General features: G+C 42.5%; 17 protein-coding genes. 6 read left to right on the top strand and 11 right to left on the bottom strand.

Annotated features, from left to right (window positions below; all coding sequences use genetic code 11):
- Positions 1-65: 65 nt before the first annotated feature.
- The 5 genes from mutL to uvrB are packed head-to-tail and all read left to right on the top strand — an operon-like array spanning position 66 to position 6,820.
- Positions 66-1,850 (top strand): DNA mismatch repair endonuclease MutL, encoded by a 1,785-nt coding sequence (mutL, locus tag NT175_05705; GenBank protein MCX6234208.1) that lies wholly within the window; start codon positions 66-68, stop codon positions 1,848-1,850.
- Positions 1,851-1,862: 12 nt separating this feature from the next.
- A complete protein-coding gene (locus NT175_05710) occupies positions 1,863-2,693 on the top strand; it encodes a rhomboid family intramembrane serine protease (GenBank protein MCX6234209.1) in 831 nt (276 codons plus the stop codon).
- A gap of 2 nt (positions 2,694-2,695) precedes the next feature.
- A complete protein-coding gene (locus tag NT175_05715; GenBank protein MCX6234210.1) occupies positions 2,696-3,622 on the top strand; it encodes a rhomboid family intramembrane serine protease in 927 nt (308 codons plus the stop codon).
- A gap of 23 nt (positions 3,623-3,645) precedes the next feature.
- On the top strand, positions 3,646-4,776 hold the full coding sequence (locus tag NT175_05720; protein MCX6234211.1) for an endonuclease/exonuclease/phosphatase family protein: 1,131 nt from the start codon (positions 3,646-3,648) through the stop codon (positions 4,774-4,776).
- A gap of 7 nt (positions 4,777-4,783) precedes the next feature.
- The gene (gene uvrB / locus NT175_05725) at positions 4,784-6,820 is read left to right on the top strand and encodes an excinuclease ABC subunit UvrB (GenBank protein MCX6234212.1); all 2,037 of its coding nucleotides are present in this window, start codon (positions 4,784-4,786) and stop codon (positions 6,818-6,820) included.
- Between the two features lie 97 nt (positions 6,821-6,917).
- Here uvrB and ftsY read toward each other — a convergent pair whose 3' ends face one another.
- The 3 genes from ftsY to rpmG all read right to left on the bottom strand — a co-directional run bounded on the left by ftsY (position 6,918) and on the right by rpmG (position 8,465).
- Positions 6,918-7,868 (bottom strand): signal recognition particle-docking protein FtsY, encoded by a 951-nt coding sequence (ftsY, locus tag NT175_05730; GenBank protein MCX6234213.1) that lies wholly within the window; start codon positions 7,866-7,868, stop codon positions 6,918-6,920.
- 135 nt (positions 7,869-8,003) lie between these two features.
- Positions 8,004-8,156: a DUF4295 domain-containing protein gene (locus NT175_05735; protein MCX6234214.1), complete on the bottom strand. Its 153-nt coding sequence runs from the start codon at positions 8,154-8,156 to the stop codon at positions 8,004-8,006.
- A gap of 120 nt (positions 8,157-8,276) precedes the next feature.
- A complete protein-coding gene (gene rpmG, locus NT175_05740) occupies positions 8,277-8,465 on the bottom strand; it encodes a 50S ribosomal protein L33 (GenBank protein ID MCX6234215.1) in 189 nt (62 codons plus the stop codon).
- Positions 8,466-8,879: 414 nt separating this feature from the next.
- On the opposite strand from rpmG, the gene xerD reads away from it, so the two are divergent.
- Entirely contained in the window at positions 8,880-9,845 is a 966-nt protein-coding gene (gene xerD, locus NT175_05745) for a site-specific tyrosine recombinase XerD (GenBank protein MCX6234216.1), read from the top strand.
- Between the two features lie 132 nt (positions 9,846-9,977).
- Here xerD and NT175_05750 read toward each other — a convergent pair whose 3' ends face one another.
- The 8 genes from NT175_05750 to NT175_05785 form a co-directional block, all read right to left on the bottom strand.
- Entirely contained in the window at positions 9,978-10,700 is a 723-nt protein-coding gene (locus NT175_05750) for a glycosyltransferase family 2 protein (GenBank protein ID MCX6234217.1), read from the bottom strand.
- Between the two features lie 137 nt (positions 10,701-10,837).
- Positions 10,838-12,748, bottom strand: a complete 1,911-nt coding sequence (locus NT175_05755) for a tetratricopeptide repeat protein (protein MCX6234218.1) — start codon at positions 12,746-12,748, stop codon at positions 10,838-10,840.
- 5 nt (positions 12,749-12,753) lie between these two features.
- Positions 12,754-13,152: a DUF2304 domain-containing protein gene (locus tag NT175_05760; GenBank protein ID MCX6234219.1), complete on the bottom strand. Its 399-nt coding sequence runs from the start codon at positions 13,150-13,152 to the stop codon at positions 12,754-12,756.
- Positions 13,153-13,501: 349 nt separating this feature from the next.
- Entirely contained in the window at positions 13,502-13,846 is a 345-nt protein-coding gene (locus tag NT175_05765; protein ID MCX6234220.1) for a hypothetical protein, read from the bottom strand.
- Between the two features lie 9 nt (positions 13,847-13,855).
- Positions 13,856-14,143, bottom strand: a complete 288-nt coding sequence (locus NT175_05770; protein MCX6234221.1) for a nucleotidyltransferase domain-containing protein — start codon at positions 14,141-14,143, stop codon at positions 13,856-13,858.
- Positions 14,144-14,313: 170 nt separating this feature from the next.
- Positions 14,314-14,538 carry a hypothetical protein gene (locus NT175_05775; protein MCX6234222.1) on the bottom strand — a complete coding sequence of 75 codons (225 nt, stop codon included), beginning with the start codon at positions 14,536-14,538 and terminating at the stop codon, positions 14,314-14,316.
- Complete coding sequence (locus NT175_05780) at positions 14,526-14,720, bottom strand: hypothetical protein (protein ID MCX6234223.1); 195 nt, start codon at positions 14,718-14,720, stop codon at positions 14,526-14,528. Before NT175_05780 ends, NT175_05775 begins: the two co-directional genes overlap by 13 nt.
- Complete coding sequence (locus NT175_05785) at positions 14,721-14,855, bottom strand: hypothetical protein (GenBank protein MCX6234224.1); 135 nt, start codon at positions 14,853-14,855, stop codon at positions 14,721-14,723. It lies immediately after the preceding gene.
- Positions 14,856-15,243 lie beyond the last annotated feature (388 nt).

A 15,243-nucleotide genomic window follows, 5' to 3' on the forward strand; every position in this document is an offset into this window, starting at 1 on the left:
TTAGACAATGATCAATAATGGTTTGGGGGTGATTTTGGAGTTAGGGATTTGGAATATAAACGCGTATGCCGGATATCATACATTTATTACCTGATTCGGTTGCTAACCAGATAGCTGCAGGGGAGGTCATTCAGCGGCCGGCATCAGCCATTAAGGAGCTGATGGAGAATTCCATTGATGCCGGCGCCTCCAGAGTAAATGTTATCGTCAAATCTTCCGGAAAGATATTATTAGAAGTCATTGATGATGGTTGTGGCATGAGTGAGACCGATGCCCGGCTGAGTTTCGAGCGGCATTCCACGTCGAAAATATCGAATGCAAAGGATCTCATGTCTGTACGTACACTTGGATTTCGCGGAGAAGCGCTGGCATCCGTTGCGGCTGTTGCCCAAGTAGAATTAAAAACCAAGCGTGTGGAAGATGACCTTGGAACATGTATTGAAATTGAGGGGTCAAAGGTTAAAAACCAATACCCTTGTTCATGTCAGAACGGCACTTCCATAGCCGTCAAAAACCTCTTCTTCAATGTACCGGCCAGGCGTAACTTCCTGAAATCGGATCCAGCCGAAATGCGGCATATTATTGAAGAATTCCAGCGTGTTGCCCTTATCCACCCGGATATTGCATTTACACTGCACCATAATAACCAATTAGTCTTCCAACTGGATAAAACACATCCTAAAGGACGGATTGCAGGTATTATGGGAAATCAATACAGTGAGCGCCTGGTGCCTGTAGAAGAAAAAACCGATATCATTTCCATCCGGGGATTCATCGGTAAACCACAATTTGCCAGGAAAACCAGAGGTGAACAATATTTCTTTGTCAATAAGCGATTTATCCGGCATGGCTATTTGCATCATGCCATTGAAAGTGCCTTCGAGGAGGTGATTGCGAAAAATTCCTTTCCTGCCTATTTCATCAGTTTTGACGTTGATCCGGCGACAATAGATGTGAATATCCATCCCACCAAAACTGAAATAAATTTCCAAAACCAGCAAATCATTTATGCCGTGCTTCGTTCCGCAGTAAAAAAGGCTTTGGGTATTCACAGCCTGACACCATCCATTGATTTCGATGTTGAGCAGAGCATCCGGTTTGAACCATTCTCTTCTGACAGACCTGTTGTACAGCCGAAGATTACGGTAAATCCGGATTATAATCCCTTTGAAGAGCAGACAGGCGAAGAGCGAAGAGCGAAGAGTGAGGAGAAACCGGGAGGCGACGCTCAGGCTCAAAAAATCATTGAACATGACTGGAGTGAAGAAGACGATACCATTGCCGGGAAAATCATTTTCCAGATCAGCAACACTTACATCGTGACAATTATCAAATCCGGATTACTGGTCGTGGATCAGAAAGCGGCTCATCAGCGTATTCTGTATGAACAGTTCATGCAGTGGTTAAATCTGAACCAGGGCGCATCACAGCAGCTCCTCTATCCCCAGACAGTCAAATTTTCCCCCATCGATACCGAAGTCATCAAAGAGATATTAACAGAGATCAGGATACTGGGATTTGACATCAATGAATTCGGCAAAAATACATTTATTGTCGAGGGAGTACCGGCAGGATTGGAAATTAAAGACACCAATGCATTTCTGGAAAATCTCATTGAAAATTATAAGAACAGGCAGACAGATATTGCCATGGATAAGAAGACGCATGTGGCACGGTCGATGGCGAAGCAAGCTTCGATAGGGTCAGGGCGCAGGCTTACCCAAGAAGAGATGAACAATCTTATCGACAAATTGTTCTCCTGTTCAACACCTGACATTACACCTGACGGGTTGCCTACTTTTCTTATTGTGAGCATGGAAGAAATGGAAAAACGGTTGAAAAAAATCTAATCAGCACTAATAATGAACAACGGACAATATCGGCCAGGCGGATTCAATGTTCTACCATTAGTGGTAAAAAATCTTCTTATCATTAATGTCCTCTTTTTTCTGGGAACCTTTGCTGTGGGCCGTACTTTTAATGTTGATCTGACAGATTTTCTCGGGCTACACTATGTACTGTCGGAAAAATTTAATCCCTTACAGTTTATCACTTATATGTTCATGCATGGTGGTCTGGGGCACATATTCTTCAATATGTTTGCCTTGTGGATGTTTGGCAATGTGCTTGAGAATGTCTGGGGTCCGAAGCGGTTTCTGACCTTTTACCTGGTCACAGGTATTGGTGCAGCACTGATCCAGATGCTGATACTATGGTGGAAATTTTCTTCTCTCCAGACAGCGGTGGATCTTTACGCTTCAAGCCCTTCACCGGAACAGTTCACGGCGATAGTCAAAGATAACTTCCCGTTTTACGCTGACCAGCTTTCAGGATTCGTCACTGAATGGATCCGGACACCAACAGATCCAAAATACATACAGGATTCATTAGGATATATCAATGACCTATTAAAATTCAGGATGGATATTCCTACTGTGGGGGCATCAGGTGCTATTTTTGGCATCCTGATGGCTTTTGGCCTGATGTTTCCAAATTCACTGTTATATATCTATTTTGCCATCCCCATCAAGGCAAAGTATTTTGTCATGCTGTATGGTGGCATTGAACTATATATGGGCATTGCCAATAATCCCGGTGACAATGTCGCACACTTTGCCCATCTGGGCGGAATGATCTTTGGTTTTGCCATGATGAAATACTGGAATAAACGACCCCGAAGAGGCACTTACTGATTATGGAATACTATCAATCTCCCTTAAGCGGCATTAAATCTTTTTTCAGGAGTAAGTCGGCTCTGTCGCTTCTGATCCTGATCAATATCGTCATTTTTCTGATTATCAACATAATCAATCTATTCTATTGGTTATTCACGATGGATGTCACATTAACCGATATAGCGGGAGCGTCAAAAGTGACCTTTTGGCTTGCGGTGCCTTCCGATCTTCATCTCTTGCTGGCCAGGCCATGGACCATCGTCACCTATATGTTCACGCAGGAGAGTTTCTTTCATATTTTGTTTAACATGATGGTTCTCTATTTCGGAGGCCGGATCTTTACCGAATTCCTTGACGACCGGAAGCTTGTGAACACTTACATCTGGGGTGGACTGGCCGGTGCCTTGTTTTTCATTGTTTCCTACAACATTTTCCCGGTCTTCAGTGAAGATGTGAGAATGTCGGTCGCTCTTGGCGCCTCTGCCTCTGTTCTGGCTATCCTTGTTGCCATTGCGACATATGCTCCGAATTACAAGGTATACCTTCTTTTACTGGGCAGAATAAAGCTCAAGTACCTGGCCATAGTCCTGGTCATTATCGATCTTTTAAGTATCAACAGGGGAAATCCCGGCGGTCATATTGCTCATCTTGGCGGAGCGCTCTGGGGCTTTTCGTCGGTTATGCTATACCGGAGAGGATTGAAAAATTTCCCCGGAATAAACTGGTACGGAATAAAAAATCTCTTCACGTGGTTTGACAAACCCCGGTATGCACGGTATAAAGAAGTTAATACCGGCCACCCTTTGAATGATGATGAATATAACCGCATCAGGGCCGAGAAACAGAAAAAAATCGACATCATACTTGATAAAATTTCAAAGTCAGGCTATGATAGTCTCACAAAAGAAGAAAAAGAACTGCTATTCAGCGCCAGCAATAAAAAATGACCTCTGACCGTTTTTCCGGATGAATGAATAAGGTAAAGACAAATAAGAATAAGATACATCCTTTGATACGCATCCTCCTGTTTATTAATTTACTATTCATTTTAGCACTTATTTTATCCTATGTGGCTGCTTATATAAGCCCTGATAAGACGTGGATTTTTGCTATGTTTGGACTCTCCTATCCATATCTGGCTCTTGCCAATCTCATTTTTGTAATCCTATGGTTAATATTACTCAGATGGTATGTTTTTCTATCTCTTGTTGCGCTACTCACCGGATGGAATCAAATAAAAGTAACCGTACAGTTACATAAAAGGCAACATGTCGAGTCCGCTTCATTTCACTTTAGGATGCTGAACTACAATCTGCATAATCTTTCGAGCCTGTCGGGATTTAACGACATGAAAAACCAAGATGGGATAATTGGATTTTTACAGGATCAGGCCTGTGATGTTGTTCATTTACAGGAGTTCTACTCCTCTGCATCCGGATCACAAAAGTTACTGGATGATCTAAGAATAAAACTGCGCACGCCGTATTATTATTCTGATGAATACTTCCATGTACCGAATCCGAAAAGAACTTTTGCGCTGGTCACGCTGAGCAAATACCCAATAACAGGAAAAGGAACTCTGCGGGGGTCAAATGAAAAAGCATATTGTATTTACAGTGATATTGTCATTACGGGGCATGACACTGTCAGGTTTTATAATGTTCATCTCGAATCGATACATTTCAGGAGCGAGGATTATGCATTCATGTCTGATATTACTCCTGCTACCAATGGCAGCAAAAATGTCAGGGAACGAACCCGCCGCATTCTATGGAAATTAAAAGAAGCCTTTCAGAAACGGGCTATACAAGCCAGGGATTTGCGCCGGCATATAGACCAGTGTCCTTATCCTGTTGTCGTTTGCGGTGATTTCAATGATGTACCTACATCTTATGCCTATCATCACTTGGCCAAAAATTTACAGGATGTCTTTGTTACCGGTGGTAAAGGTTTTGGATTCACTTATGCCGGGTCGTTACCTTTTCCGAGCCGTATCGACCATATTCTTATAGATAGAAAATTCGATGCCGGCGATCTGAAAATTCCCAGAGTGAAATTTTCAGATCACTATCCGGAGATTGCAAAAATAATTCTGAAATAACGACAGGATGAAATTCCGGCTTACATCTGAATATATGCCTACCGGCGACCAGCCAGAAGCTATCAGGCAGCTTGTGGAGGGACTCAACAGGGGTGACAAATACCAGACGCTTCTTGGTGTGACAGGTTCGGGGAAGACCTTTACCGTTGCCAATGTCATCGGGCAGGTGCAGCGGCCTGCACTTGTCCTGAGCCATAATAAAACCCTTGCTGCGCAGCTTTACGGTGAATTCAGGCAGTTCTTCCCTGAAAATGCCGTGGAATATTTCGTTTCCTATTATGATTACTACCAGCCTGAAGCATACCTACCGGTCACCAACACCTATATTGAAAAAGACCTGTCCATAAATGATGAGATTGAAAAGCTCAGGCTGAGTGCGTCTTCTGCTTTGCTGTCGGGCCGGCAGGATGTTATTGTTGTCTCATCCGTGTCATGCATATACGGCATCGGCAACCCCGATGATTTTACTTCCAACGTGATACGCATAAAAGTAGGCGATACGACCGGACGCAACAATCTTTTACATGCTCTGGTCAACAGTTTGTATTCGCGTACTGAAGTAGAATTCTGGCGTGGAAAATTCCGTGTAAAAGGCGATACTGTGGATATATTCCCCGCTTATGCCGATTTCGCATTCCGCGTGATCTTTTTTGGTGAGGAGATAGAAGCCATTGAAACATTTGACCCTGTCAGCGGCAAAGTACTGGAGAGTCACGACAGCAAGGCCATATTCCCTGCCAATATTTTCATCACCTCACAGGATAAGATGAAAAGTTCTTTGCTTGATATACATCAGGATCTGATAAAGCAGGTGGAATATTTCAGGGAGAATGGCAAAACTATGGAAGCCAAGCGTCTGGAGGACAGGGTAACCTATGATATGGAAATGATGCGTGAGCTGGGGTATTGTTCCGGCATTGAGAATTACTCCAGGTATTTCGATGGCCGTTTACCCGGATCACGGCCATTCTGTCTTTTGGATTATTTTCCGGATGATTTTCTTATGATCATTGATGAAAGTCATGTCACCATACCACAGGTGAGGGCCATGTATGGCGGTGACCGCAGCAGGAAGCAGACGCTGGTGGAATATGGATTCAGGCTGCCGTCGGCAATGGACAACAGACCATTGAAATTCATTGAGTTCGAGGCCATGATGAACCAGGTCATATTTGTCAGTGCGACACCTGCCGATTATGAGCTGAAGATATGCGAGGGTATCCTTGTCGAGCAGCTTATCAGGCCAACGGGATTGCTGGATCCTGAAATTGAAGTCAGGCCAAGCCTCAACCAGATTGATGACCTTCTGCAAGAGGTTGATGAAAGGGTCCGTAATAAGGAACGTGTTCTGGTGACTACACTGACCAAGCGCATGGCCGAGGAGCTGACAAAGTACCTTCTGAAGCTGGATATCCGCTGCCGTTACATCCATTCGGATGTTGACACCCTGGAACGGGTGGAGATACTGCGCGACCTGAGGATGGGCACGTTTGATGTGCTGGTAGGTGTGAACCTTCTGCGTGAAGGTCTTGACCTGCCTGAAGTATCGTTGGTAGCCATACTCGATGCTGACAAGGAGGGTTTTCTCCGGTCGGAGCGTTCCCTCACTCAAACGGCAGGCCGGGCAGCACGCAACCTGAACAGCAGGGTCATCATGTATGCCGACACCATCACCGAATCGATGAAAAGGACCATCGATGAAACCGGCCGCCGCAGGGAAAAACAACTCGCCTATAATAGCGAGCATCATATCACACCAAAGCAGATCGTCAAATCAATCGAATCGATACTTGGACAAACAGCCATCGCCGATGTCAAAAGCAAAAGCCCGAAACCTTACTTCGAAAAAGAATATGGTGATGCGGCTGCCGATCCCGTAATCAGGTATATGACCAGAGAACAGCTTGAAAAAGCCATTTCCAAATCGAAAAAAGCTATGGAAAGCGCTGTGAAAGAATTGGATTTTATTCAGGCTGCAAAATTCAGGGATGAAGTTTTTGCAATGGAGAAGGTTCTAAATGAAATGAAACTTAATAAATCTTAATACGGATAATAGTTTTCAAAAATATTAACCGCAAAGAACGCAAAGGAGGCGCAGAGAACGCAAAGGATTTTTCAATTTCTGGACTTTCAGCGGGTATTTAGCTGAATAGGGCGTCGACAAACTCAAACCTGTTGAAGACCTGTATATCCTCCAATTTTTCGCCAATTCCAATATATTTTACCGGCACCTTAAACTGGTCGGATATACCTATGACCACGCCACCTTTGGCAGTTCCATCAAGTTTAGTGAGTGCCAGGGCGTTGACGTCGGTGGCATCGGTGAACTGCCGTGCCTGTTCATAGGCATTCTGTCCGGTGGAAGCATCCAGTATCAGCAAAACTTCATGGGGGGCATCAGGAATGACTTTGGTCATGACCCGCTTAATCTTGGACAGTTCATTCATCAGGTGAGCTTTATTATGAAGACGCCCCGCTGTATCGATGATGACCACATCAATTTTATTGGCTTTGGCTGACGACAGGGTATCAAAAGCAACAGATGCCGGGTCGGCACCCATATCCTGGCTGACCATAGGCACTCCTACCCTCTCTGACCATATCTTCAGCTGGTCAATAGCGGCAGCTCTGAATGTATCGGCAGCACCGAGCATCACCGAATAGCCTGCATGTTTATACTGGTATGCCAGTTTCCCGATAGTGGTGGTCTTGCCAACGCCATTCACCCCGACAACAAGAATAACATAGGGGGTGTCCATTTCAGGGATAATAAAATCAGAGGCCTGTTCAAGGGTGTTTTCTGCCAGAAGACCGGCAATTTCTTCCTTTAGGATATCGTTTAACTGTGATGTGCCGACAAATTTGTCGCGTTCCACTCTCTTCTGAATGCGTTCAATGATGCGGAGGGTCGTTTCAACACCCACATCGGAAGTGATCAGGATTTCTTCCAGGTTGTCGAGCACATCGTCATCCACCTTCGATTTACCGATGATAGCTTTCGATAGCCTGGAAAATACATTCTCCCTGGTCTTTTCAATGCCTTTGTTAAGACTTTCCTTTTTTTCTTTTGAGAAGATGGAGAACAGGCCCATAGAGATTGTCGATTGTCGATTGTCGATTTGCGGTTGGCGAATAGCGATTGGTGAAGTGTTGTATATATAAATTTAAGAAAAAAGCTTCTTCTGCGGGAGAAAAAGCTTTTGGATTATTCGACCGGTGTAAGAATATCATTTACCCAGGAAATCCTTAATCTGGTCGTTGGGAACTATTTGTTCCTTAAAGGAATATGCACCTGTCTTGGGTGAACGAACCATTCGGATAAGCTTGGCGAAATCCTTGCTTGTCGTTGTTCTCAGAGTTGCGATAACCTTCTTTGCCATATGCTATACATTTAAAATTGATAATTAAATTTTCTCTCATTATACTTTTAAAGTCGACTGCCGACTGCTGACTGCCGACTGCTGACTACTGACCGCCGACTGCCGACTGCCGACCGCCGACTACTTTATCTCCTTATGAACAGTCATTTTCTTCAGGAAGGGGTTATACTTCATCAGTTCCATCCTGTCGGGTGTATTTTTCTTATTTTTTGTTGTGACATACCGTGATGTTCCCGGCAGTCCGCTTTTCTTATGTTCTGTGCACTCGAGAATTACCTGTACCCGTGCATCTTTCGACTTTTTAGCCATTTGTGCGGTTTATTTAATTTGAGGGTGCAAAGATATAGGATTTTTGGTAAATAAAATATATCGTACGGAAATTTTGGTAAATAATATTGGTCTTCACAGAAATGCGTACTTTTAGGGTAACGAAGGTAATATGAATTACCCCGTGCTTTAGCTCGGGGTAATTCATATCACGAATTCTAATTCCAGGTACGCATTTTTGAGAAGACCCAATAATATTTTGGTGTGCTGCAAATTGAATAGTATTGAAATTTTTTCGTATTTAGTCCGGTAAATCATTTTACATGGCACAATCAATTTGTATGAACCAAACCACCTCACCCCCTTCACCCCCTCTCTTGAAGGAGAGGGGGACGGGGGGTGAGGTCAATTAAATATTATTTATTCCCACTACACCCAAGTGCTTGCCTGGCGGGTATGACAATAATTATTAATTTTATCACCAGTATGAGCACATGGCAATCTTATATAAACGGATTCATTTCTTTCCTCAAACTGGAGAAATCCCTGTCAACCAATACTATTGAGGCATACCTCGATGATGTCAATAAGCTGATTCAATTTATGGAAGAAAAAAAACTGGATATTACACCTGCACAAATTGAACCGCACCATTTGAAAGATTTCCTTGTTTACATTAATGAACGGGGATTAAATTCCCGTTCCCAGGGACGAATTATTTCAGGCATCAGAGGATTTTATAAATATCTGCTGCTGGAGGACATCATCAGGAATGATCCTACTGAACTGATCCAATCACCTAGGATAGGAAGAAAACTGCCTGATGTATTATCGACAGATGAGATCGACCGGATCATCAAAGAGATTGATCTGAGCACACCTGAAGGGATGCGAAACAAAGCCATCATTGAAACACTTTATGGATGCGGATTGCGGGTATCGGAACTGGTTAACCTGAAATTATCAAACCTGTACTTTGAACCAGGATTCATCAAGATCACAGGAAAGGGTGATAAAGAACGGCTCGTGCCCATAGGTAATACCGCCATCAAATTCATCACCATATACATCGACGCTGTTCGTGTCCATGTTAACGTTTCCAAAGACAGCAGGGATATTGTCTTCCTCAATCGCCGCGGGAAAAAGCTGTCGCGTATCATGATCTTTGCGATCGTAAAAGAACTGGCTGAAAAAGCAGGTATCAGGAAAAATATCAGTCCGCATACATTCCGTCACTCCTTTGCAACCCATTTAGTAGAGGGTGGTGCCGACCTGCGGGCAGTGCAGGAGATGCTGGGACACGCCTCGATAACTACTACGGAGATATATACTCATCTCGACAGGGAATATCTGAGAGAAACCATTTTAAGTTTTCATCCAAGGTCAAAATTCAAAGGGACTCAAACTACCAAAGGTGATTAGCCGCGTTTGGGATTCCATCCCCGCATGGGATTCAATCCCCGCAGGGGATGGAATCCCACCGCCATCATCTGCAGAGATTGAACCATTTGGGATTCCATCCGCCTCAGGCGGATTGAATCCCATGCCGACTACCTACTGCCGACTGCTGACTATTTTGGGCCTTATCGCCGTCATAACCATGCCCAGCATCACCTTCGTCATATAATAGGGGCTGTTAAAAAAGGTGATGGAAGAGACGCCGCCCTGTCTGGCACACATTTCAGTCTGTATTTCTTTGATGCAGAACCCGTTACGGGCTAAAAGGATGATCGCTTCCGGCTCCGGATAGTCAACAGGGTAGTTCTCGGCAAGGAAATTTATTGCTCTTTTATTGTATGCTCTGAACCCTGAGGTGCTGTCTGTTATGGTTATCCTGAGTAGAAAAAAAATAAGACATTTAAAAATATTTATACCCAGTCTCCTCGACCATGTTGATTTGTAGCCACTATGCTTTTTCAGAAAACGGGATCCTATAGCTACATCAACACCTTCATTTTGGATTAATGATAAAAGTTTAAGAATTTCTTCTGCTTTATGTTGGCCATCACCATCAAATTGAATGGCTATATCATAGTTGTAATTTCTGGCATATTTGAATCCTGTCTGCACACAGCCGCCTACTCCAAGATTGAAGGGAATATCAATGACCTGCACCCTCCCTGTCGATTTTGCCAACATACTGGTGTCATCGTTCGATGCATCATTGATGATCAGAATGTCCCACCCGTCATTATTCGACTTCAGTGAATCAATCACCTGCATAATCGATCCGGCTTCATTATAAGCCGGCACCATAATAAGGATTCTCTGCGTCATAAGATGTAACTCAATTTATATAAGCCCAATCACCTCTCCCCTTTCACCCCCTCTCCTGGAGGAGAGGGGGACGGGGGGTGAGGCCAATAAAGTGTCAGCGAATTTAATAATAAATTACATAATACATAGAATAATATTCAAGGTGATTGATTGAATCTCGCCAAATTTAACCGTGCGGATTCATATTTTGGATTGATCTTTAAGGCCCTCTCATAACATTCAATGGCTTTTTGAGGATTACCCAACTTATAATAGGCATTACCCATGTTATTGATGATGACAAAATCATTCGGTGCCCGTTTAAGTGCCTTTTGGTACACTGGCAAAGCATCCACATAATCGCCCCTGTCGAAATAACATTTTCCCAGGTTGTTCAATGCCTCTATATCATCTGGCTTACGTTTCAGATAATCGAGCAGGTAATCGACAGCTTTATTCATATCGCCTAAATCGATATAGGCAAGTGACATGTTATAATAGGAACGTTCATAGGAAGGATTAGATGCTATGGCTCTGTTGAAATAGTATATAGCTTCCATCGCGCGGTCCAGATCGATAAGCGTGCAGCCGGTATTGTTGAGGGCATTGGTATAATTTGGAGCTTGCTCAATGGCTTGCAGAAAGTACTTAAGCGCAGTTTGAAAATCACCCTTTCTTTGTAACGTATGCCCAAGGTTATTCAGCGCAAGCGGATAATGCGGGTCGACCTGAAGGGATTGTTCAAAATACCGCTTCGCCTGCTCCAGGCTGTCCATATTCAACACTACATAGCCAAGATTACACCATGGCCTGGCTTTACGCGGAGATTTAGTGACCACATCTTTCCACAGAGCATATTCCGACTTCCAGATATAATTTCTTTTGTACGTGGCTGCAGCATAAACCAGGATGATCAGTGGTAACAGGATCAATAACAGCCTCCTGCGTTTCTCTATCAGTAAAAAAACAAGAATATAAATCACTGCGATACTGAATCCCATCAAAGGTAAATATAACCGGTGTTCAAAAATGACATCCCTTATCGGAAATATCGAGGACGATACCGACATGGTCAGAAAAAACCATAAAATCCCAAAGGATATCAGTCTTTTTTTGCGGTAGAGCATAACACTTAATGCAATTAACGCAAGTATCAACAAAAAGCTTCCAAGAACCGGTAAGTTCCAGAACGCTGATGATATTTTGAAATCATAGTCAACGTTCTGACTGACGGGAAGGAAAACCAATTGGATATATTTGACAATAACCCTGAATTGGGTCAGGAGATAATCTTTATGCGATATGGCATCGGTTTCTGTAGGTACATGACCAGAAATGAAAATGGCAAGAACCAACAAACAAAGAATGGAAATGATGGTGATAAGATACTTACGGCAAAATTTCCCGTTCTTGTCACGAATGAAAAACAGGTCCACCAGAATAAAGGCAGCAGGAAATGTGATAGTATCCTGTTTGGATAAAACTCCAAGCAATCCCGAAAAACAAGCCAGGAAAATTAATATGAGACTTCTAAATTTCCTTTGCTTATCCACAAATTCCAACCGGCCCAGAATATATAAATAAACCGCTGTCAGGTAAAACAATGCCGAAAGGGATGTCATACGCTGAACAACATAACTTACTGCCTGCGTCTGAATAGGATGAACCAGAAAAAGTAAAGCGGCGAATAATGCTATAATGTATTTATTATTAGTGATACGCTCATCACTTAATCTCCTGAACGACAATAACTTCAGAATTAACAGATAAACCAGCCAGGCATTTAGTACATGCAGGAGAATATTAACCAGGTGATATCCTATAACATTGAAATGACCAAAATGATAATTCACTGCAAAGGTGAGTTCAGAAACAGGCCGGTTAGAAATACTCACCCAGTAGTTGACATCAGAAAAAGTCTTGAATGTTGTGATCCTGGGCTGGATGATAATACTTGTGAGGTCATCAAAATGAAATTCTGATTTAATGGTATTTGAATAGATCATGAAACCGGCTGCTGCGATAATGAGCAAGTTGACCCATATGTATTTGACGGAAATTTTTCTCATAAGGACTATTTCTCTTTTAACTGTTCAATTTCCATTTTAAGTAATCCTATTTCCTGAATGAGACGCTTATTCTGTTCTGTAAGTTTGGATAATATGATTGAAAACTGGACAAGGATAATGAAGATCGCTATGAAGAAAACGAGGAAGATGGCGGCCGGGGCATAGGCAATACCGGCCAGATTTGCAAGGTAATCAAGTGCATCACGCCAGATGGCGAAAAACAGGAAGATCACTCCCGCAATAATCCAGAGAAGGGAATATTCTTCTTTGATTTTCTTATTACGTATTAATGCCAGAATAAAAGCCAGCAATATCATACTTCCAAAAATGGAAAGATATTGTATCCTGTTGATGTCGACATTCATAACCTGCTCATTCATCATAATTGTATAAATTTGGGTCATCACAATAATGCGTACCTGGTGTTAGAATTCGCGATTTAAATGGCCCCGGACTTCAGTCCGGGGTGTCCGGGGTTTCAGGAAGCTACATAAAACTTGGGCTTTAGCCCGAAACAAGGGCATGTATCCGGATTTTCACATATGCCATATCGTAAACAAGGTTTTGGGCTAAAGCCCGGTTTGGTGTTGTCTTCGTGACACCGTGCTAAAGCACGGAGTAATTCATATTACATTCGTTACCCTAAAAGTACGTATTTCTGAGAAGGTTAAACCATATATTTCCGTCCACCGTTCCACTATTCCACCTTTCCACCGTTCCACTTTTCCACCTTTCCACTTTTTCACCGTTCCACTATTTCACCGTTCCACCAATTCGTAAATCGCGGACGGAAATTAAAAAGTCTGCATTTTCTATCAATTCAAGCTTTTCAGCTTTATTGGCCATATCAACTATGTGCCTGGCATCTTCACGAATTAATTCAAAAATCGTTCGAAGAACTTTTTGAATGTAAATATCCGATATGCGACCAAACTTGGATGACAGGGAGTCGAAGGTTTCTGATTCCTCAAAGCTTAATGGCTTATTCAAATCAAGTCTTTTACATTTTTCGAGTGATAACTCAAAAGAAACTAAAGCAACTTGCAGTTTTTCGATATTCTGCAATAATAATTCCTTTAACAACTTATCGTTTGGCATATTTTCAGGTTAAAGCCTAATAGCATTTTCGAGTATGATTGATTTGAATGTAGTATTATCTGTAAATAAATAATTTACTACATCCAATTTCTGAAAGCCGAAATTTTTGAAAAAATTGGTGCGTAATTGGCTTACAAATGCCGGTGGAAGCTTCGTGTTTGAAAGAATCAGCACATCAATATCGCCACCCCTTAACTGGTCATTCACACGTGAGCCGAACAAATACACCTGCGCCTCGCTATCAAAGCCATTGATGCTACTTTTTAAGAAAGAGACGATAGTGTCCTTAACTCGCATTATGAAAATTCTTCTTTTAAGTCAAAATTACATAATATTTAAAAACAACTTGGGTAAATAATATTTTGATGTGCTGGAGATTGAGTAGTGGAACGGTGGAACAGTGGAACAGTGGAAAAGTGGAACAGTGAGAAGGTGATATGGTGATATGTCTATTTGTCCGACCTTACTCATTTCTTCTTTTTGGATTTCCGTAGTTTCTTCTTTAATTCTATACCATTAGCAGTTAGACGATAACGTTGTTCTTGATGTGTTGGCGTTTCAGGAATAGTCATTTCAATGTAGCCTGATTCCAATGATGGAAGCAGGTAGTTATCCCTAAAGTTCTCCTGATGCTTCAATCCTAAAGCCTCTTGTATCTCAATCCGTTTCTTTTCTCCATCTAAAACAAGCACAATTCTTTTAACTGCTTCAACAACTTCTCCGATAACTCCTCCGGTAACTCCTCCGGTAGCTTCTCCGGTAGCTTCTCCGGTAACTTTTCCGGTAGCTTCTCCGGTAGCTTCTCCGGTAACTTCTCCGGTAACTTCTCCGGTAACTTCTCCGGTAACTTCCCTACTAACTTCTCCAGCAACATTTAAAGTGCGCCAAATGATTGTTTTAAAGTTTTCTTCCTGATGAAATCTGGCGCTTTCAAACCTTTTTCCTCACATAAACGAATAATATCTCCTGTTCCTGTACCTAACCGTTCGATATAACCAGCGAGATACATAGGTTCTGCCAATAATGGATTCGCAGGAATGGAACCTGCCTAAAAGCGCATCTGTTGTAAGATAATCAAACAAAAACTGACGTTCTTCGGCAAACTCACTTTGTACACTGCTTACAAAAACTTTTATCTTAATCACACATCAAAATTAATAGAAATATTTCTATTTTTGAAAATTGGAGCCTTCGGCGTGATGCATGTTGGTGGAACAGTGGAACAGTGGAACAGTGGAACAGTGGAACAGTGGAATGGTGGAACAGTGAAGCGGTGAAACAGTGGAACGGTGGAATGGTGGAACAGTGGAACAGTGAAATGGTTCTTTCCTTATCATAAAGACACTTATGCAGTAAGGAGCCATTTCCAAACGGGAATTACCTTCATCCCAACATTG

This window comes from Bacteroidota bacterium, assembly GCA_026391695.1.
In the GTDB taxonomy this organism is placed as follows: Bacteria; Bacteroidota; Bacteroidia; order Bacteroidales; family JAGONC01; genus JAPLDP01.

What these genes read in the sequence shown, in the direction of transcription:
- NT175_05770 (MCX6234221.1), bottom strand. Translation starts at nt 14,143, where the DNA reads ATGCGAGTTAAGGACACTATCGTCTCTTTCTTAAAAAGTAGCATCAAT.
- ftsY (MCX6234213.1), bottom strand. Translation starts at nt 7,868, where the DNA reads ATGGGCCTGTTCTCCATCTTCTCAAAAGAAAAAAAGGAAAGTCTTAAC.
- NT175_05765 (MCX6234220.1), bottom strand. Translation starts at nt 13,846, where the DNA reads ATGCCAAACGATAAGTTGTTAAAGGAATTATTATTGCAGAATATCGAA.
- NT175_05735 (MCX6234214.1), bottom strand. Translation starts at nt 8,156, where the DNA reads ATGGCAAAGAAGGTTATCGCAACTCTGAGAACAACGACAAGCAAGGAT.
- NT175_05710 (MCX6234209.1), top strand. Translation starts at nt 1,863, where the DNA reads ATGAACAACGGACAATATCGGCCAGGCGGATTCAATGTTCTACCATTA.
- rpmG (MCX6234215.1), bottom strand. Translation starts at nt 8,465, where the DNA reads ATGGCTAAAAAGTCGAAAGATGCACGGGTACAGGTAATTCTCGAGTGC.
- NT175_05780 (MCX6234223.1), bottom strand. Translation starts at nt 14,720, where the DNA reads ATGTTGCTGGAGAAGTTAGTAGGGAAGTTACCGGAGAAGTTACCGGAG.
- mutL (MCX6234208.1), top strand. Translation starts at nt 66, where the DNA reads ATGCCGGATATCATACATTTATTACCTGATTCGGTTGCTAACCAGATA.
- NT175_05720 (MCX6234211.1), top strand. Translation starts at nt 3,646, where the DNA reads ATGAATAAGGTAAAGACAAATAAGAATAAGATACATCCTTTGATACGC.
- xerD (MCX6234216.1), top strand. Translation starts at nt 8,880, where the DNA reads ATGACAATAATTATTAATTTTATCACCAGTATGAGCACATGGCAATCT.
- NT175_05755 (MCX6234218.1), bottom strand. Translation starts at nt 12,748, where the DNA reads ATGAGAAAAATTTCCGTCAAATACATATGGGTCAACTTGCTCATTATC.
- NT175_05785 (MCX6234224.1), bottom strand. Translation starts at nt 14,855, where the DNA reads ATGTATCTCGCTGGTTATATCGAACGGTTAGGTACAGGAACAGGAGAT.
- NT175_05750 (MCX6234217.1), bottom strand. Translation starts at nt 10,700, where the DNA reads ATGACGCAGAGAATCCTTATTATGGTGCCGGCTTATAATGAAGCCGGA.
- uvrB (MCX6234212.1), top strand. Translation starts at nt 4,784, where the DNA reads ATGAAATTCCGGCTTACATCTGAATATATGCCTACCGGCGACCAGCCA.
- NT175_05760 (MCX6234219.1), bottom strand. Translation starts at nt 13,152, where the DNA reads ATGACCCAAATTTATACAATTATGATGAATGAGCAGGTTATGAATGTC.
- NT175_05715 (MCX6234210.1), top strand. Translation starts at nt 2,696, where the DNA reads ATGGAATACTATCAATCTCCCTTAAGCGGCATTAAATCTTTTTTCAGG.